Origin of the sequence: Euzebya sp. (genome assembly GCF_964222135.1) — a bacterium.
Lineage (GTDB): Bacteria > Actinomycetota > Nitriliruptoria > Euzebyales > Euzebyaceae > Euzebya.
The window spans coordinates 38,488-52,496 of record NZ_CAXQBR010000045.1; the positions used below are offsets into that span (position 1 = coordinate 38,488).

General features: G+C 74.4%; 15 protein-coding genes. 6 read left to right on the forward strand and 9 right to left on the reverse strand.

Annotation, left to right across the window (positions count from 1 at the left end; all coding sequences use genetic code 11):
* Positions 1-23: 23 nt before the first annotated feature.
* Both ACEQ2X_RS10305 and ACEQ2X_RS10310 read left to right on the forward strand, forming a co-directional pair.
* Entirely contained in the window at positions 24-1,004 is a 981-nt protein-coding gene (locus tag ACEQ2X_RS10305; RefSeq protein WP_370325725.1) for a peptidylprolyl isomerase, read from the forward strand.
* Positions 1,005-1,009: 5 nt separating this feature from the next.
* Positions 1,010-1,516, forward strand: a complete 507-nt coding sequence (locus ACEQ2X_RS10310; protein WP_370325726.1) for a peptidylprolyl isomerase — start codon at positions 1,010-1,012, stop codon at positions 1,514-1,516.
* A gap of 420 nt (positions 1,517-1,936) precedes the next feature.
* Here ACEQ2X_RS10310 and ACEQ2X_RS10315 read toward each other — a convergent pair whose 3' ends face one another.
* Genes ACEQ2X_RS10315 through ACEQ2X_RS10325 form a run of 3 tightly spaced genes read right to left on the reverse strand, consistent with a single transcriptional unit; the run spans position 1,937 to position 3,312 of the window.
* Entirely contained in the window at positions 1,937-2,320 is a 384-nt protein-coding gene (locus ACEQ2X_RS10315; RefSeq protein ID WP_370325727.1) for an oxidoreductase, read from the reverse strand.
* A gap of 52 nt (positions 2,321-2,372) precedes the next feature.
* Positions 2,373-3,068, reverse strand: coding sequence for a hypothetical protein (locus tag ACEQ2X_RS10320; protein ID WP_370325728.1), 696 nt, complete (start codon positions 3,066-3,068; stop codon positions 2,373-2,375).
* Positions 3,069-3,084: 16 nt separating this feature from the next.
* Positions 3,085-3,312, reverse strand: coding sequence for a hypothetical protein (locus ACEQ2X_RS10325; protein WP_370325729.1), 228 nt, complete (start codon positions 3,310-3,312; stop codon positions 3,085-3,087).
* Between the two features lie 75 nt (positions 3,313-3,387).
* On the opposite strand from ACEQ2X_RS10325, the gene ACEQ2X_RS10330 reads away from it, so the two are divergent.
* On the forward strand, positions 3,388-3,840 hold the full coding sequence (locus tag ACEQ2X_RS10330; RefSeq protein ID WP_370325730.1) for a hypothetical protein: 453 nt from the start codon (positions 3,388-3,390) through the stop codon (positions 3,838-3,840).
* A 24-nt stretch (positions 3,841-3,864) separates the two neighbouring features.
* Here ACEQ2X_RS10330 and ACEQ2X_RS10335 read toward each other — a convergent pair whose 3' ends face one another.
* Together ACEQ2X_RS10335 and ACEQ2X_RS10340 are read right to left on the reverse strand one after the other, a co-directional pair.
* Positions 3,865-4,440: a hypothetical protein gene (locus tag ACEQ2X_RS10335; RefSeq protein ID WP_370325731.1), complete on the reverse strand. Its 576-nt coding sequence runs from the start codon at positions 4,438-4,440 to the stop codon at positions 3,865-3,867.
* Positions 4,437-5,024 (reverse strand): hypothetical protein, encoded by a 588-nt coding sequence (locus ACEQ2X_RS10340; protein ID WP_370325732.1) that lies wholly within the window; start codon positions 5,022-5,024, stop codon positions 4,437-4,439. Before ACEQ2X_RS10340 ends, ACEQ2X_RS10335 begins: the two co-directional genes overlap by 4 nt.
* A 79-nt stretch (positions 5,025-5,103) precedes the next feature.
* Between ACEQ2X_RS10340 and ACEQ2X_RS10345 the strand changes: the two genes are divergently transcribed.
* The 3 genes from ACEQ2X_RS10345 (at position 5,104) to meaB (ending at position 8,682) form a co-directional block, all read left to right on the forward strand.
* On the forward strand, positions 5,104-6,285 hold the full coding sequence (locus ACEQ2X_RS10345) for an acetyl-CoA C-acetyltransferase (RefSeq protein WP_370325733.1): 1,182 nt from the start codon (positions 5,104-5,106) through the stop codon (positions 6,283-6,285).
* Positions 6,286-6,385: 100 nt separating this feature from the next.
* Positions 6,386-7,711, forward strand: a complete 1,326-nt coding sequence (locus ACEQ2X_RS10350; protein ID WP_370325734.1) for an MATE family efflux transporter — start codon at positions 6,386-6,388, stop codon at positions 7,709-7,711.
* 14 nt (positions 7,712-7,725) lie between these two features.
* On the forward strand, positions 7,726-8,682 hold the full coding sequence (gene meaB / locus ACEQ2X_RS10355) for a methylmalonyl Co-A mutase-associated GTPase MeaB (RefSeq protein WP_370325735.1): 957 nt from the start codon (positions 7,726-7,728) through the stop codon (positions 8,680-8,682).
* Here the strand turns inward: meaB and ACEQ2X_RS10360 are convergent.
* The 4 genes from ACEQ2X_RS10360 to ACEQ2X_RS10375 all read right to left on the reverse strand — a co-directional run bounded on the left by ACEQ2X_RS10360 (position 8,631) and on the right by ACEQ2X_RS10375 (position 13,975).
* On the reverse strand, positions 8,631-10,250 hold the full coding sequence (locus ACEQ2X_RS10360; RefSeq protein ID WP_370325736.1) for a hypothetical protein: 1,620 nt from the start codon (positions 10,248-10,250) through the stop codon (positions 8,631-8,633). The genes meaB and ACEQ2X_RS10360 overlap by 52 nt on opposite strands.
* 204 nt (positions 10,251-10,454) lie before the next feature.
* The gene (locus ACEQ2X_RS10365) at positions 10,455-11,957 is read right to left on the reverse strand and encodes an aldehyde dehydrogenase family protein (RefSeq protein WP_370325737.1); all 1,503 of its coding nucleotides are present in this window, start codon (positions 11,955-11,957) and stop codon (positions 10,455-10,457) included.
* A gap of 104 nt (positions 11,958-12,061) precedes the next feature.
* Positions 12,062-12,484, reverse strand: a complete 423-nt coding sequence (locus tag ACEQ2X_RS10370; RefSeq protein WP_370325738.1) for a hypothetical protein — start codon at positions 12,482-12,484, stop codon at positions 12,062-12,064.
* Positions 12,485-12,574: 90 nt separating this feature from the next.
* Positions 12,575-13,975 carry a serine/threonine-protein kinase gene (locus tag ACEQ2X_RS10375; protein ID WP_370325739.1) on the reverse strand — a complete coding sequence of 467 codons (1,401 nt, stop codon included), beginning with the start codon at positions 13,973-13,975 and terminating at the stop codon, positions 12,575-12,577.
* Positions 13,976-14,009 lie beyond the last annotated feature (34 nt).

Here is a 14,009-nt window from a genome sequence, read left to right on the forward strand (position 1 = left end):
ACAGCGAGGACGACGAGCACACCGTGAGCGGCAGCCAGAAGAAGAAGGCAGAGAAGGCCCGTCGTCGCGCCGAGCGCGAGAAGGCGCGAAAGGCCGAGCGCCGTCGCAACGTGATGACCGGCATCATCGTCGGCGTCATCGTGCTGCTGGGCGGCCTGATGGTCGCGCTGAGCCTCGAGGGCGACGACGACGTCGACCTCGAGCAGCTCGCGAGCGAGGCGGAGGCGTCGGCCTCCGAGGCCCTGGCCGCGGGCAGCGAGGGTCCGCTGGCCAGCGAGGACGCCGCCAGCGAGGCCGCGGGCGCCAGCGAAGGCGCGTCGGAGGCCGCGGGTGAGGTCGTCCCCGACGACCCCGAGGCAGAACCCGGCGCCCCGGTGGACGCCGCCGAGGCGCCGGTGGAGGACACCGAGCGCCCGGTCGCCTGCGGCGCCGAGGAGCCGGAGAACGCCTTCGACACCCGCCCCCAGTACCCGGGTGGGCCGGCCGAGGTGCTGGAGGAGGGCGTCGACTACCGCGCGGTGATCGAGACGTCGTGCGGGACCGTCGAGATGGACCTCTTGGAGGACGCCGCGCCGGAGACGGTCAACTCCTTCGTGTTCCTCGCCCAGGAGGGCTTCTTCGACGGCCTCGAGGTCTTCCGCAACGCCACCTCCATCGGGGCGCTGCAGACCGGTGGCGGGAACCAGTCCAACAGCTGGTCGATCGGCTACAACCTGCCCGACGAGCTGGGCCTGGCGGAGTCCGAGGGCTACCCGGTCGGCAGCGTCGCCATGGCGAACGCCGGCCCGAACACCGGGGGCAGCCAGTTCTTCTTCATCTACGACGGCAGCTTCCAGGCCGGCGTCGAGGGCGGGCAGCTCCAGCCGAGCTACGCGGTGTTCGCCGAGGTGACCGAGGGACTCGACGTGCTGGAGGACATCGGCGCGATCGAGACCACCGGCCCCCAGAACGAGACCCCCACCGAACGCGTGTACATGGAATCCGTCACCATCGAGGAGCGCTGATCGCAATGGCCGCCAAGCAGTACACCGAACCCCAGCAGGTGCTGGACGACTCGAGCACCCACGACGCCGTGGTCGAGACGTCGAAGGGCACGATCAACCTCAGGTTGTTCTCGAACGAGGCGCCCGTCGCGGCGAACTCCTTCGCGTTCCTCGCCGGCGAGGAGTTCTTCGACGGCACCATCATCCACCGGGTCGTGCCCGGGTTCGTCATCCAGATGGGCGACCCGACCGGCACCGGCACCGGTGGCCCCGGCTACCGCTTCGCCGACGAGCTCGCGAGCGCCCGCAACCGCGGGTACGAACGCGGCACCCTCGCGATGGCCAACGCCGGCCCGAACACCAACGGCAGCCAGTTCTTCATCTGCCTGGACGACGTCGGCCTGCCGCCGAACTACACCGTCTTCGGCCAGGTCACCGACGGCATGGACGTCGTCGACGAGATCGCCGGTGTCCATCTCCGCGGGGAGACCCCGGTCGAGGACGTCGTGGTCCAGTCGGTGCGCATGGCCTGACAGCTGCGCTGTCCGACGGCTGCGCCGTCCCGAAGGGCGCGGTGCGGCCTCCGGCCGCGCTCAACCCTGTTCCGCCAGATCGTCACGCTCGCTGATCTGACGGGCAATCGCTCGCTCCGCTCGGGATTGCCGGTGGTCGAGGGGCCGCGGTCCGGCTGCGGGTGGCGATCGTGGTGGGTGCGCGAGCCGCTCGTGGGGGCGGCTGGTGCACCCGCGGGGAGTGGTCGCCGGTCACGTGGGTGCGCGGGCCGCTCGTGGGGGCGGCGGGTGAACCCGCAGGGAGTGGTCGCCGGTCACGTGGGTGCGCGAGCTGCTCGTGGAGACGGCGGGTGCACCCACACGAGCGTGGCGTGGGCGACCGGACCCGAACCAGCGCCGGAGCGACGTCCGGCGAGGCGTGTCAGTGCCCGCCGACGCCCGTCAGCTGTCGTGGTCGTCGGTGACCTCGAGCGGCGGGAGGTCGTCGAGTGAGACGGCCTTCCGCTTGATCCCCCGCTCGTAGTCCTTCATGCGCTGCGGGTAGCCGACCTTGCGGGCGGCGTAGAGGGGCACGCCGTGCTCGTCGCAGAGCTTCTTGGCCTGCTTCTCGCCCTTCACCGGGCGGCGGAGGTACTCGCCGTCGCCCGCGACCAGCAGCAGCGTCATCGCGTACACCGCCGTGGGCGGCTCGATGAACGCCTCCACGCCCGACCGGCTGTCGAGGAACGCCTTCAGCTCGGTGACGGCCTGGCCGCTGGGCCCCCGGGCCGCGGACGGCCGCTCGTCGTCACCCCTGCGACGTCTGAACCGGTCGAACAATCCCACGGAGGCGGAGTGTACGAGCCACCCTCCCCCCTCGCAGTCGCCGCCGCGGCGCTCAGGCCGCGCGCAAGCGGGCCCTGTGGGGCTCCTCGACGGCGTCGGCGAGGTGCGCGAGGTGCGCCTCCAGCCCCTCCGCCGCCGCGGTGCGCCGCACGGCCTCGATGCGCCCCTCGTCGAGCAGCTCGACGACCTGCGCGATCCGGACCGGATCCTCGAGCAGGACCGTGACCTGCAGGATCGCCCGCTCCGTGAGGACGTCGACGGTCTCCGCCAGGGACTCCGGGCTGACCGCCGCGACGAAATCGGCCATGACCAGCCACTCCCCGCGCTGCTCGAGCACCCGGCTGACCGCGGCGATCGTGTCCGGCGGCATCGCGCTGATCGTCTCGGTCACCTTCCGGGGGTCCAGGTTGACCGCGATGTCGGCGAGGAACTCCGGCGACAGCCGCCGGCCGATGTCGACGGCGCGCTGCGGCGGCGTGGCACCGGTCACCCGCGCCGCCAGCACCGGCCCGAGGGCCCGCTCGGCCAGCTTGGCCGCCAGGCCGGTCGGCACCACGCCGGCGACCGCGACCGCGCGCTCCCAGCTCTCGGCGTGCGCATCGAACAGCCTCGCGGTGATCTGGTCGCGCAGGGTGCGGAGGTCCTCCACCCCGACCGCGACGAGGTCGGCCAGCAGGTGCGCTTCGATGCGCAGCAGCCGGGCGATCCGTCGCACCTCCAGCTCGGCCGGGGAGTTGCCGAGGCTCACCGCCTGTGCTCCTCGCTCACGGCCGCACCAGCCGCTTCACGATCCCGCGCAGCGGGCGGGGGACGAGGCGGAGCGCGTCGTCGACGGCACGCTCGATGGCCTGGACCTGGCGGTGCCCCTCGGTCCTGACCGCCTCGGCCAGCCGGGCGACGACGGCCGGCTCGACCTCGGCCAGCGACGGGGGAGGGGCGGCGGAGAGGACGCCGGCCAGCTGGGCCGTTGCGTCGGCGGGAGTTCGACTCATCTCCCTTGATCTTGCCATGATCCGATGGCGCGTTGAAGTGGCAGTCCGACCTCGACGTCGTGGCACCGTGGCCCGATGGCGACGCGACCACCCATCCCCAACCCCCGCCGGAGGGTCGTCGCGGTCGTCGCGGCGCTCCTGGCCGGCGGCTGCGGCGGTGGGCCGACGGCGGGGGTCGCCGACCTGGGGGAGTGCCCACCCCTCCCCGCCGGCATCACCGCGCCGGCCGACGTCGAGGTGCCCGCGGGGACGGTCGTCACCGACGTGGCCCACGTCGACCCGCTGGTCCAGGTCACCGGCCTGATCGACGCCACCCCGGTCGAGGTGCGGGACGCCTACGCCGACCGCGCCGACGTCGTCCACGTCGAGGACGAGGGGTTCGAGGCCGAGGTCCTGCTCTCGACCGCCACCCACCGGACCTACCTGCGCGCCCAGGCCCGCTGCGCCACCGGCAGCGTCATCACCGTCGTCCGCGCCCCGGAGGACGCCGCAGGACGGCTGCCGGTCCCCGGCCAGGTGGGCGGCTGAGCTGGCGGCGACGACCGCGGGCGCTCAGGGGCGGTGGCCGGTCCGGTGCAGCTCGACGGCGTCGGCGAAGTCCGGGTGCACCGCCCGGAGCGCGACGCCCCCGTCGGGCAGCGGGCGGCCGCGGACCGTCAGCGTCCGGCCCCACACGGCCATCGCCACGGCGGTCGCGTACATGGCCAGCACGACCACCAGCAGCACGAACCCGGCGAACCTGGCGCGGACGAGCCACAGCCCGACCGCCACCCAGGTCAGCAGCAGGGCGGCGATGACCACGGTGGACCGGCGCGTCCGCAGGTTCGCCAGCCGCGCGCGGGTCGTGTGGTCGAGTGGCAGCCGCCCGGTGACGCCCCGGGAGGTGAGCACCGGCACGAGCAGCGCTCCCACGCCCCACAGCGAGACCAGCGGCGCCCAGCGGCCGCTGAGGAGCCCCCAGGCGGCCAGGCCGGCCAGCGGCGCCCACGCCCACCAGGTCGTCTGCGCGAACCACACCGGGGTCAGGGCCTCGGCCGGGCGGCCCGTCACGGCGCACACCATGGGCAGGTCCCCGTCGAGCTCCTCGGGTGACAGGCGCAGCGCGACCGGTCCCGAGGGATGGCTCACGACTCCCCGGCCGGTTCGGAGACCGCCCGACCGTCGACGGCCGTCGGGCTCGCGTCACCCGCCCGTTCCGGCGCCGACGAGGGGAGGGGGTCGAGCACCGGCTCGGACGTCGGCCGGGTCGTGGCGGCCTCCGTCGCGGCGGCGAACGCCGGGTGCACGCCTGCGAGGCGCACCCACTGACCGGTCGTGTCAGCGCGCACGTCGACGGCGGTCAGCACCCCGGCGACGGCGACCGCGAGGTGGGTCAGCACCGCCCCGATCGCGAGCGCGGCGGCCACCCGGTCGAGGACGCCGCCGTCGATCACCAGCACCGCCAGCAGGCCGAGGGGGATCAGCGCCGCGGTGACGTCCCGCGCCCGCTCGAGCGACACGATCCCGCGGTGCCGCGAGGGCAGGAGGGGCAGGACGATGTCGCGGCGCGCGCGATCCCTCCCCCGCGGCCACAGGCCGGTCCAGGTGACCCACTCCGTCGCCGGCGGCAGGTCGCGGACCGGGTGTGCCCAGCGCGTGATGCACCGCTGCCCCGATCGCGCGCACCGCGGCGGCAGCGAGCCCCGCTGCGCCTCGTCCAGTCGCACCCACACCGCCGACATTGCGTACCGATCCTAGACCGGGGGAGAATGGGGCACGCCAGACCGCGACCACGGGTAACAGGAGTCGATCATGCAGGACGTCGTCATCGTCGGGTACGCCCGGACGCCGATCGGGAAGTTCATGGGGGGCCTGTCGTCGCTGACCGCGATGGACCTCGGCGGCACGGCCATCGCGTCGGCGGTCGAGCGGTCCGGGATCGACGCCGAGCTCGTCGACATCGTCTACATGGGCCACGTCCTCCAGGCGGGCCAGGGCCAGATCACCGCCCGCCAGGCCGCCCACAAGGCCGGGATCGCGATGGGTGTGCCGGCGGTCACGATCAACAAGGTCTGCCCCTCCGGCATGGCCGCGGTCGGCATGGCCCGCCAGACCCTCCTCGCGGGTGACGCCGAGGTGATCGTCGCCGGCGGCATGGAGTCGATGAGCAACGCGCCCTACCTGCTGCCCAAGGCGCGCACGGGCTACCGGATGGGCAACGGCGAGCTGGTGGACTCGATGATCCACGACGGCCTGTGGTGCGCCTTCGACGGCTGCCACATGGGCGAGGGGTCGGACGCGAAGAACACCGAGTACGAGATCTCCCGCGCCGAGCAGGACGAGTGGTCCGCGATGTCCCACGAGCGCGCGGTCGCCGCGTGGAAGGACGGCCGGTTCGACGGCGAGGTCGTCGGCGTCGAGGTGCCCCAGCGCAAGGGCGACCCGGTCCTGGTCGAGCAGGACGAGGGCATGCGGCCGGGCACCACGGCTGAGTCCCTCGGGAACCTGCGGCCCGCGTTCGTCAAGGACGGGACGATCACGGCGGGCAACGCCTCCCAGGTCTCCGACGGCGGGGCCGCGCTCGTGCTGACCACCGCGTCGAAGGCCGAGGAGCTGGGCCTCACCCCGCTCGGTCGCATCCTCAGCTACGGGACCGTCGCCGGGCCGGACCCCTCCCTCCACCACCAGCCGGCCGAGGCGATCCGCGCGGCCGCGGCGAAGATCGACCGCGACCCGGCGGGGTTCGACCTGTACGAGATGAACGAGGCGTTCGCATCGGTCGCCGTGCACTCCGCGAAGCTGCTCGACGTGGACGCGGAGAAGGTGAACGTCAACGGCGGCGCCGTGGCGCTCGGCCACCCGATCGGCTGCACCGGCGCCCGCATCACGATCACCCTCCTCCACGAGCTCCGCAACCGCGGTGGCGGCGTGGGCGCGGCGTCGCTCTGCGGTGGCGGCGGTCAGGGTGACGCGCTGATCGTCGAGGCGCTGTAGCCGCCGCGGGGCGCGACGCGCGGGGTGCCCCCGCGCGCACCCGCCTGTGTCGGGACGCCCGTCACCATGGCGTGCCACCCGACACACCGAGGGGTGAGCGGTGACCGTGCGCCTGCGTGATCCCCACGACGCGGAGATCCTCCGCCTCGCGGTCCCGGCCCTCGGGGCGCTCGTCGCCGAGCCGCTGTACATCCTGGCCGACACCGCGGTCGTCGGACGGCTGGGCACCGAGGCGCTGGCCGGCCTGGCGGTGGCGTCCTCCGCCCTGCTGACCGGCTTCGCGATCTTCATCTTCCTGGCCTACGGCACGACGTCGGCGGTCGCCAGACTGCTCGGGGCGGGGCGCGAGGCCGAGGCCGCCCGCGAGGCGGTCCAGGCGCTGTGGCTGGCGGTGCTGATCGGGGTGGTCGTGGCCGTCGGCGGGCTGGCGGCGAGCGGTCCGGTGGTCGCGGCGCTGGGGGCGGAGGGGCGGGTCGCCGAGCTCGCCCTGACCTACCTCCGGATCAGCCTGCTCGGCGTGCCGGCCCAGCTGCTGGTCTTCGCGGGCACCGGCTACCTCCGCGGCCTGCAGGACACGCGCACGCCGCTGGTCGTGGCGGTCGGCGGCGCCGTCGGGAACCTGGTGCTCGAGCTGGTGCTGATCGGCGGGTTCGGATTCGGCATCGGGGCGTCGGCGCTGTCCACCGTGGTCGCGCAGACGGCCAGCGCCACGGTCTTCGTCGCCATCGTCCTGCGGGCCACGAACCGGCTCGGGGCGCCTCGCCGCCCGGACCCGGCCGCGATCTGGCGCGCCGCCCGGGTCGGCGGCGACCTGCTGGTCCGCACGGTGGCGCTGCGGGGGGCGCTCACGCTCGGGACCGCGGTGGCCACGCGGATCGGGACCGTCGACGTCGCAGCCCACGAGATCGCCTTCGCGATCTGGAACCTGCTCGCGCTGGCCCTCGACGCGCTCGCCATCGCCGGTCAGGCCCTGATCGGCCGGTACCTCGGCGCGGAACGGCCCGACCTGGCGCGGGACGCCGGCCGGCGGATGCTCGAGCTCGGCGTCGGCGTGGGCGTCGTCGTCGCGATCCTCCTCGCCGTCGCCGGCCCGGTGCTGCCGCACGTGTTCTCCACCGACCCCGAGGTCCTCGCCCTGGGCACCTTCCTGCTGTGGTGGGTGGCCGGCATGCAACCGGTCAACGCCGTCGCCTTCGTCCTCGACGGGCTGCTCATCGGGGCCGGAGACATGGCCTTCCTGGCACGGGCGATGGTCGGCGCCGCCGTGGTCTTCGGCACGGCCGCCGCGGCGGTCCTCGCCCTCGACCTCGGCATCGGGTGGCTGTGGGCGGCGGTGGCGCTCTTGATGGTCGCCCGCGCCGTCCCCCTGTGGCTGCGGTGGCGCGGCGGGCGGTGGGCCGTCGAGGGCGTCGGCATCGGCGGGTAGGGTGCGCGCCCGACATGGACACCGCGACGGAGATCGAGGGGGTGCTCGCCGGGCGGCGCCGGTCCCTCGCCCGGCTGCTGTCGGCCGTCGAGGCGGGGGAGGAGCAGACCGTCCGCGAGGTCGTCGCCGCCCTGCACCCCCACACCGGGCGGGCCCACACGATCGGGGTGACCGGCTCGCCCGGCGTGGGCAAGTCCACGCTCACCGGCCAGCTGGTCGCCGAGCAGCGCCGGCGGGGGCGTCGCGTCGCCGTCCTCGCCGTCGACCCCTCCTCGCCGTTCTCCGGCGGGGCGCTGCTCGGGGACCGCGTCCGCATGGCGGACCAGGTGATGGACGACGGCGTCTACATCCGCTCGATGGCCAGTCGCGGGCACCTCGGCGGGCTGTCCTGGGCGACCCCGCAGGCCGTGACGGTGATGGACGCCGCCGGGTTCGACGTGGTCGTCGTCGAGACCGTCGGGGTCGGACAGGCGGAGGTGGAGATCGCCTCGCTGGCGGACTCGACCGTCGTGGCCCTGGCACCGGGCATGGGCGATGCGGTCCAGGCGGCGAAGGCGGGGATCCTCGAGGTCGCCGACGTGTTCGTCGTCAACAAGGCAGACCGGGAGGGGGCCGAGCGCACCGTCCGCGAGCTGCAGGGGATGCTCGACATGACCGCCGACCCGGACGGCTGGACCCCGCCGATCCTGCGGACGGTCGCCTCACGCGGCGAGGGCGTCGACGCGGTCGCCGATGCCCTCGACCGCCACCTGACCTGGGCCTCGGACGGGCCGCACCGCCAGGCGCGGCGTCGCACGGCCGCGCGGGTCCAGGTGCGCGAGATCGTGCTGGCCGCCGTGCGGCGTCGGATGCGCGGGCTCGGTGACGGGGAGGCGCTCGAGGCGGTCCTCGACGACGTCGTCGCCCGGCGGACCGACCCCTACAGCGCGGCGGACTCCCTGCTCGACCGGTTGGGCACCGAGACGTCGTAGCGCCCTGCTCGGCGGCTCTCCGCACCGCCGTCGACCCGCGGCCGCGGACTCCGGCGGTGCTGGACCGTGATCGTGGCGAGGAGCGCGACCCCGACCGCGGCGAGCAGCAGCGTGACGGTCTCGGTGGCCTCGCCGGCGAAGAGGGGCAGCACCAGGTCGATGTCGATCCGCGACCAGGTGCCGCTCTGGTGGATGTTGAGCGCCTGGACCAGCGACGCGTTGACGATGAAGAGGGGCAGCGCGACGGCGACCGCCAGGTGGCGACCGACCCACGGCAACCCGTCGATCGCGAGGACCATGACCGTCGCGGTGATCGCCATGCCGCCGATCATGTAGCGCCCGTGGAGGGATCCGCCGGCGGCGTGGAACTGCACCATCGAGACCAGGAGCGCGGCGTTCACCACGGCGCAGCCCGCCCACGCCACCCGCGCGGGGTGGGCCCGCAGGGCCGCGGCAAGTCGGCCGGAGCGCGCGCGGGTGTCGAGGACGATCGTCGACTCCGCGGTCCCGCGACCACCGGGAGGTGGCGTCCGGCGGAGGAAGAGGCGCTGGGCGGCCCACCAGGCGACGCCGGCGAGGACGAGGAGGAGCACCGCCTCGGTGATGTGGGCCCGGGTGCCGACCGCCCAGTGGCCGGTCGTCAGGTCGGCGAGCATCCGGTCCCACAGCTTGAGCCAGAAGAACCGGTCCGGGACCAGCTCCTCGACCGGGGTGTTGAGGTCCCGCTCGAACTTGGCGAGCAGGTACGCCGACCCGGTCAGGTCGCCGTACACCACGATGTTGCGCAGCCAGAACACCGCGGCCGGCACGAACGCCAGGCCGGCCAGCACCAGCGACCGGGTGCGCGCGGGCACCCGCATGGCAACCGGATCGCGCCACCAGCCGTACGCGCCCAGCAGCACCGCGATGCCGACGGCCGGCAGGGCGGTGACGCGCGTCAGGGCGGCCAGCCCGGCCACCACCCCGAGGAGCTGGAGGCGGCGGGGGGTCAGCCCGCCGACCGCGGCCCGGACGCCGTGGTACAGCACGAGCGTCGACAGCGCGAACGCGGGGACGTCGTTGAAGACCAAGCCGCCCAGGTGGGACAGCGTCGGGGTGACCGCCACCAGGGTCCCGGCGGCGTACGCGACCTCGACCGGCGTCATGCGACGCCGGTCACGCCGCGCCGGGGCGAGGAGGAACGCGAGCTGCATCGACGCCCAGACGCCGACCACCAGCCACGCCGTCGACGTGAGGCGTGCGAGGAACATCCCGAACCCCGGTCCCGCGATGGCCGTCCCGACGCGCAGGCCGACGGCCTGGCCCGCGTAGGCGAGCGGCGGGTGGTTCGCCGTCCAGATGTCCTGGCGGCCGTAGCGCAGCTGCACGCGCTCCCACCCGATCCGGTCGTCGAGGCCCGGGTAGTCGAGCGTGACGGGGATCGGGTCGTCGATGCGCGGGACCGCCAGCTCGTAGGCGAGGTGGTCGGCGTAGGCCACGTGCGACGTCTCGTCGACCGGCCAGAACGCCGGGGTCGCCAGCGCGTGGGCGACGCTCAGCACCGCGGCGAGCGCGAGGACAGGCCACATCCGTCGGAGGTTCAACGACCGCGATAGTAGATCGATCGTCTCGCCCCCAGCGTGCGAACCGTACAGGTGGACTAGCCCGGATGGACGGTGCACTTCCCCGTGTGCGCGTACGTGACACGCGGCGCCAGCGTAGTGCGGGCACGTCGGCGCGCCGCCCGGCCGGAGCTGTGCGGGCGGCCAGGCGGTCGGGCACGGAGCCCGGGATCAGCGGCGGTGGCGGCCGTGCAGCAGCTTCATGAACTGGTCGGCGGCCGTGAACAGCCAGTCGGGGCGTGAGAAGCTGGCGAACTCCGGAGCCAGCCCGAACCGCTTGCGGGTGATCGCGCGGGGGTGCACGAACTCCTTGAACCCGTCCTCGCCGTGGATCCGGCCGAAGCCCGACTCGCCGCGGCCGCCGAAGGGCAGCTCGGGGGCGGAGGCGAAGCGCAGCACGCTGTTGACGCTGACCATCCCGGAGCTGAGGGCACGCGCCAGCTCCATGCCGCGCGACCGGCTGAACACCGTGGCGCCCAGCCCGTACGGCGAGGCGTTCGCCTGTCGGACGGCCTCCTCCATGTCGGGGACGCGGACGAGGGGCACGATCGGGCCGAACGTCTCGGTGGTCAGCAGCGGGGCGTCGGCGGGGACGTCGGTGACCACGACCGGGTCGACGAAGGGCTCGCGGATGGCGTCGAGGCCGCCGACGATCGCCTGCGCGCCGCGGTCGAGCGCGTCGGACAGGTGGGTGCGGATGATGTCGAGCTGCCCCGGCATCGTGATCGGCCCGTAGTGGGCGCGCGCGTCGTCACCGGCGCGGACGTCCTTCGCCTTCGCCGCGATCTCGGTGACGAAGTCGTCGTACACGTCGGCGTGGACGTACACCCGCTCGACGCCGGCGCAGGTCTGCCCGGCGTTCGCGCACCCCGCCCACAGGGCCGCGTCGGCGGCCTTCGCCAGGTCGGCGTCGGCGTCGACGAGCATCGCGTCCTTGCCGCCGCACTCCATGACGACCTTCGTGAGGTTCTCCGCGCACGCCGCCATGACCTTCCGGCCGGTCGCGGCGGATCCGGTGAACGCCAGCACGTCGATGCCGGGGTTGGCGCAGAGCGCGTGGCCGGTGTCGCCGAACCCGGTCACGACCTGGAGGACCGGTTCGGTGTCGACCACCTCGGCGAACAGCTCGGCCATCCGGGTGCCGATGCCGGGCGTGTACTCCGACGGCTTGAACACGACGGCGTTGCCCGCCGCCAGGGCGTAGGAGATCGATCCCATCGGCGTGTGGATCGGGTAGTTCCACGGGCCGATGACGCCGACGACGCCCATCGGCTCGTAGTGCAGGTAGCCGGCGTGGTCCATCACCAGCGGCGGCATCTTGACCCTCCGCTGGCGCATGATGCGCTCGGCGTTGCGGGCCGCCCAGTCGAGGTGGTCGACGCACAGCAGCACCTCGATGAACGCGTCGTCGAGCGGCTTGCCGTTCTCGGAGTGCACCAGCTGGGTCAGCTCGTCGGAGCGGCGGGCGATCAGGCCCTTGAACGCGAGCAGGCGGTCCTTCCGGCCGTCGAAGCCGAGGTCGCGCCACCAGCTGGCCGCGGCGCGGGCCCGGATCACCGCGTTGTCGACGTCGGCGGCGGTGTGGACCGGGTACGTCGCGAGCGGCTCGCCGGTCGCCGGGTTGAGCGACTCGAAGGTCTTGCGCTGGCTGAGGTCGTGCTCGGTCGTGGACATGCGCTCGGCTCCCAGGGCGTAGGTGAACGGTGTCAACCTACTGTCCTACCCCTGGTGGCCGCGATGTCAACGCGGCCGGTCGGAGGGTCGGGCCGGCGGGCGGGTCAGTCGAACCGGCTGGCCACCCGCACGCGGGTGTGGAGCTCGACGAGGTTGGCGCCGCACACGCCGACGGGCCCCTCGTGGCGCTGGAGGTGGTAGCCGGCCGCGTCCCGGCGGACCGCGACCCGCCCGGGGACGCAGACGGTGTGCACGACGGCGGTGGCGGCGAGCCAGAGGGCGCCGGTCGGGTCCACGGCCGCGGCGCGGGAGCTGACGAACCCGGACTCGCCGACCGCCATGCCGCCGACCGTCGTGACGGCGGTGCCGGTCGGCCGGGGCAGCTCGTCGATCTGGTCGGCGGCCATGCTGGCCTCGAAGGCCGCCCAGACGTCGTCGGGCAGGTCGGTCGAGGCGGCATCGGTGGCCGCGCGGCGGAGGAGGAGCGCGAACGCGCCGCCGAGTGCGGTGATGACCAGGATCGCCATGTGAGGAACCTCTCTGTCGCGCGAGGTCGCGCGGGTGGCACTGCCCGCGTCGGCCGCTCGCGGATTGCATCGGCGGGTCCGCCCGCGGTCTTAGCCCTCGGTGGGCTCGGGCGGCTGTGCCGGGGCGGGGGTGGCCGGCGGCGGGTCCGTCGCCGTCGGCTCGGGGTCCGGGGTCGGTGCGGCGGTGGCCGTCGGCTCCGGGGCCGGCGGCGGGGTCGGCTGGAGCGGTGCCGGGGTCGGGGTCGGGGTGGGCTCGGGCGGTGGGGGAGGGGGTGCGGCCGTCGCCGGTCCGGTGTCGGTGGGCGAGGGGGTGGCGCTCGGTGACGGCGTCGACTCGGTGGTCACGCCCGGCGACGGGCTCGGCTCCGGCCCGGCGTCCCCGGCGCCGGACAGCCAGAAGGCGGCGGCCGCGAGCCCGAGGAGCACCACGACGGCCAGGACGACCCCGAGGGTGCCCGGTCCGCGCGACCCGCGGCCGGCGGGGCGGCCACCCCCCGGGGGCCGGCTCGGCGGTCCCGCGGGCTGGCTGGCCGCGACCGCCGGGCGTGGCATGGCCAGGGTCTGCTCGCGGACCGGCGGCGCGGTGGCCGGGGCCGCGGGCGGCGGCTGGGTCGGGATCACCTGGGTGGCGACCGCGGCGATGCCGGGGTCGTGGCCGGCCAGCCCGGCGGCGAGCAGGGCGGCGAAGGCCGCGGTGTCACCGGGACGGTCGCCCGGGTCCTTCGCCAACCCGGCCTCGACGGCGCGGACCAGGGCGGGCGGCAGGTCGGGACGGCGCTCGGCGAGGGACGGCAGCGGATCGGTCCGGTGCATCATCGCGAGCGCGAGGGGGTTCTCGTGGGTGAACGGCGGCTCGCCGGCGAGCATCTCCCACAGCACGACGGCGGCGGAGTACAGGTCCGATCGCGCGTCCGCGGCCAGGCCCATGGCGACCTCGGGGGCGGTGTACTTGGGCGTCCCCATGAACTGGTTGGTCTGGGTCAGGTCGCTGACGGCCTGCAGGCTCTTCGCGATCCCGAAGTCGCTGAGCTTGGCGCCGTCCGGGCTCAACAGGACGTTGGCCGGCTTCACGTCGCGGTGGACGACCCCGGCGCGGTGGGCGGCGGTCAGCGCGTCGAGGACCTGGGTGGTGATCTCGACGGCCTCCTCCGCCGGGAGGGGGCCGCTGGTCGACATCCGGTCGAGCAGCGAGGTGCCGTCGACCAGCTCCATCGCCATCCACGGCGTGTCGCCGTCGACGCCCGCGTCGTACACCCGGACGATGTGGGCGTGGTTCAGGCGGGCCGCGAGCCGCGATTCGCGCAGGAACCGCTCGCGGAGGACGTCGTCGCGGCCGATGTCTGCGCGCAGCAGCTTGACCGCGATGCGGCGGTCGAGCACGCGGTCGCGGGCCGTGTACACGTGCGCCATGCCGCCCTGGCCCAGGGCGGACAGCAGCTCGTAGCGATCGGCGATGAGGTCCACGTCGGCGCCCAGTCTGACGTGGCGCACCCCGCCAGGCGTGGACCGTCGGGCACCCCTCCAC

Excerpts from the sequence above, each read along its gene's own strand:
- ACEQ2X_RS10310 (WP_370325726.1), top strand. The coding sequence starts at position 1,010 with ATGGCCGCCAAGCAGTACACCGAACCCCAGCAGGTGCTGGACGACTCG.
- ACEQ2X_RS10325 (WP_370325729.1), bottom strand. The coding sequence starts at position 3,312 with ATGAGTCGAACTCCCGCCGACGCAACGGCCCAGCTGGCCGGCGTCCTC.
- ACEQ2X_RS10330 (WP_370325730.1), top strand. The coding sequence starts at position 3,388 with ATGGCGACGCGACCACCCATCCCCAACCCCCGCCGGAGGGTCGTCGCG.
- ACEQ2X_RS10345 (WP_370325733.1), top strand. The coding sequence starts at position 5,104 with ATGCAGGACGTCGTCATCGTCGGGTACGCCCGGACGCCGATCGGGAAG.
- meaB (WP_370325735.1), top strand. The coding sequence starts at position 7,726 with ATGGACACCGCGACGGAGATCGAGGGGGTGCTCGCCGGGCGGCGCCGG.
- ACEQ2X_RS10360 (WP_370325736.1), bottom strand. The coding sequence starts at position 10,250 with ATGTGGCCTGTCCTCGCGCTCGCCGCGGTGCTGAGCGTCGCCCACGCG.
- ACEQ2X_RS10365 (WP_370325737.1), bottom strand. The coding sequence starts at position 11,957 with ATGTCCACGACCGAGCACGACCTCAGCCAGCGCAAGACCTTCGAGTCG.
- ACEQ2X_RS10370 (WP_370325738.1), bottom strand. The coding sequence starts at position 12,484 with ATGGCGATCCTGGTCATCACCGCACTCGGCGGCGCGTTCGCGCTCCTC.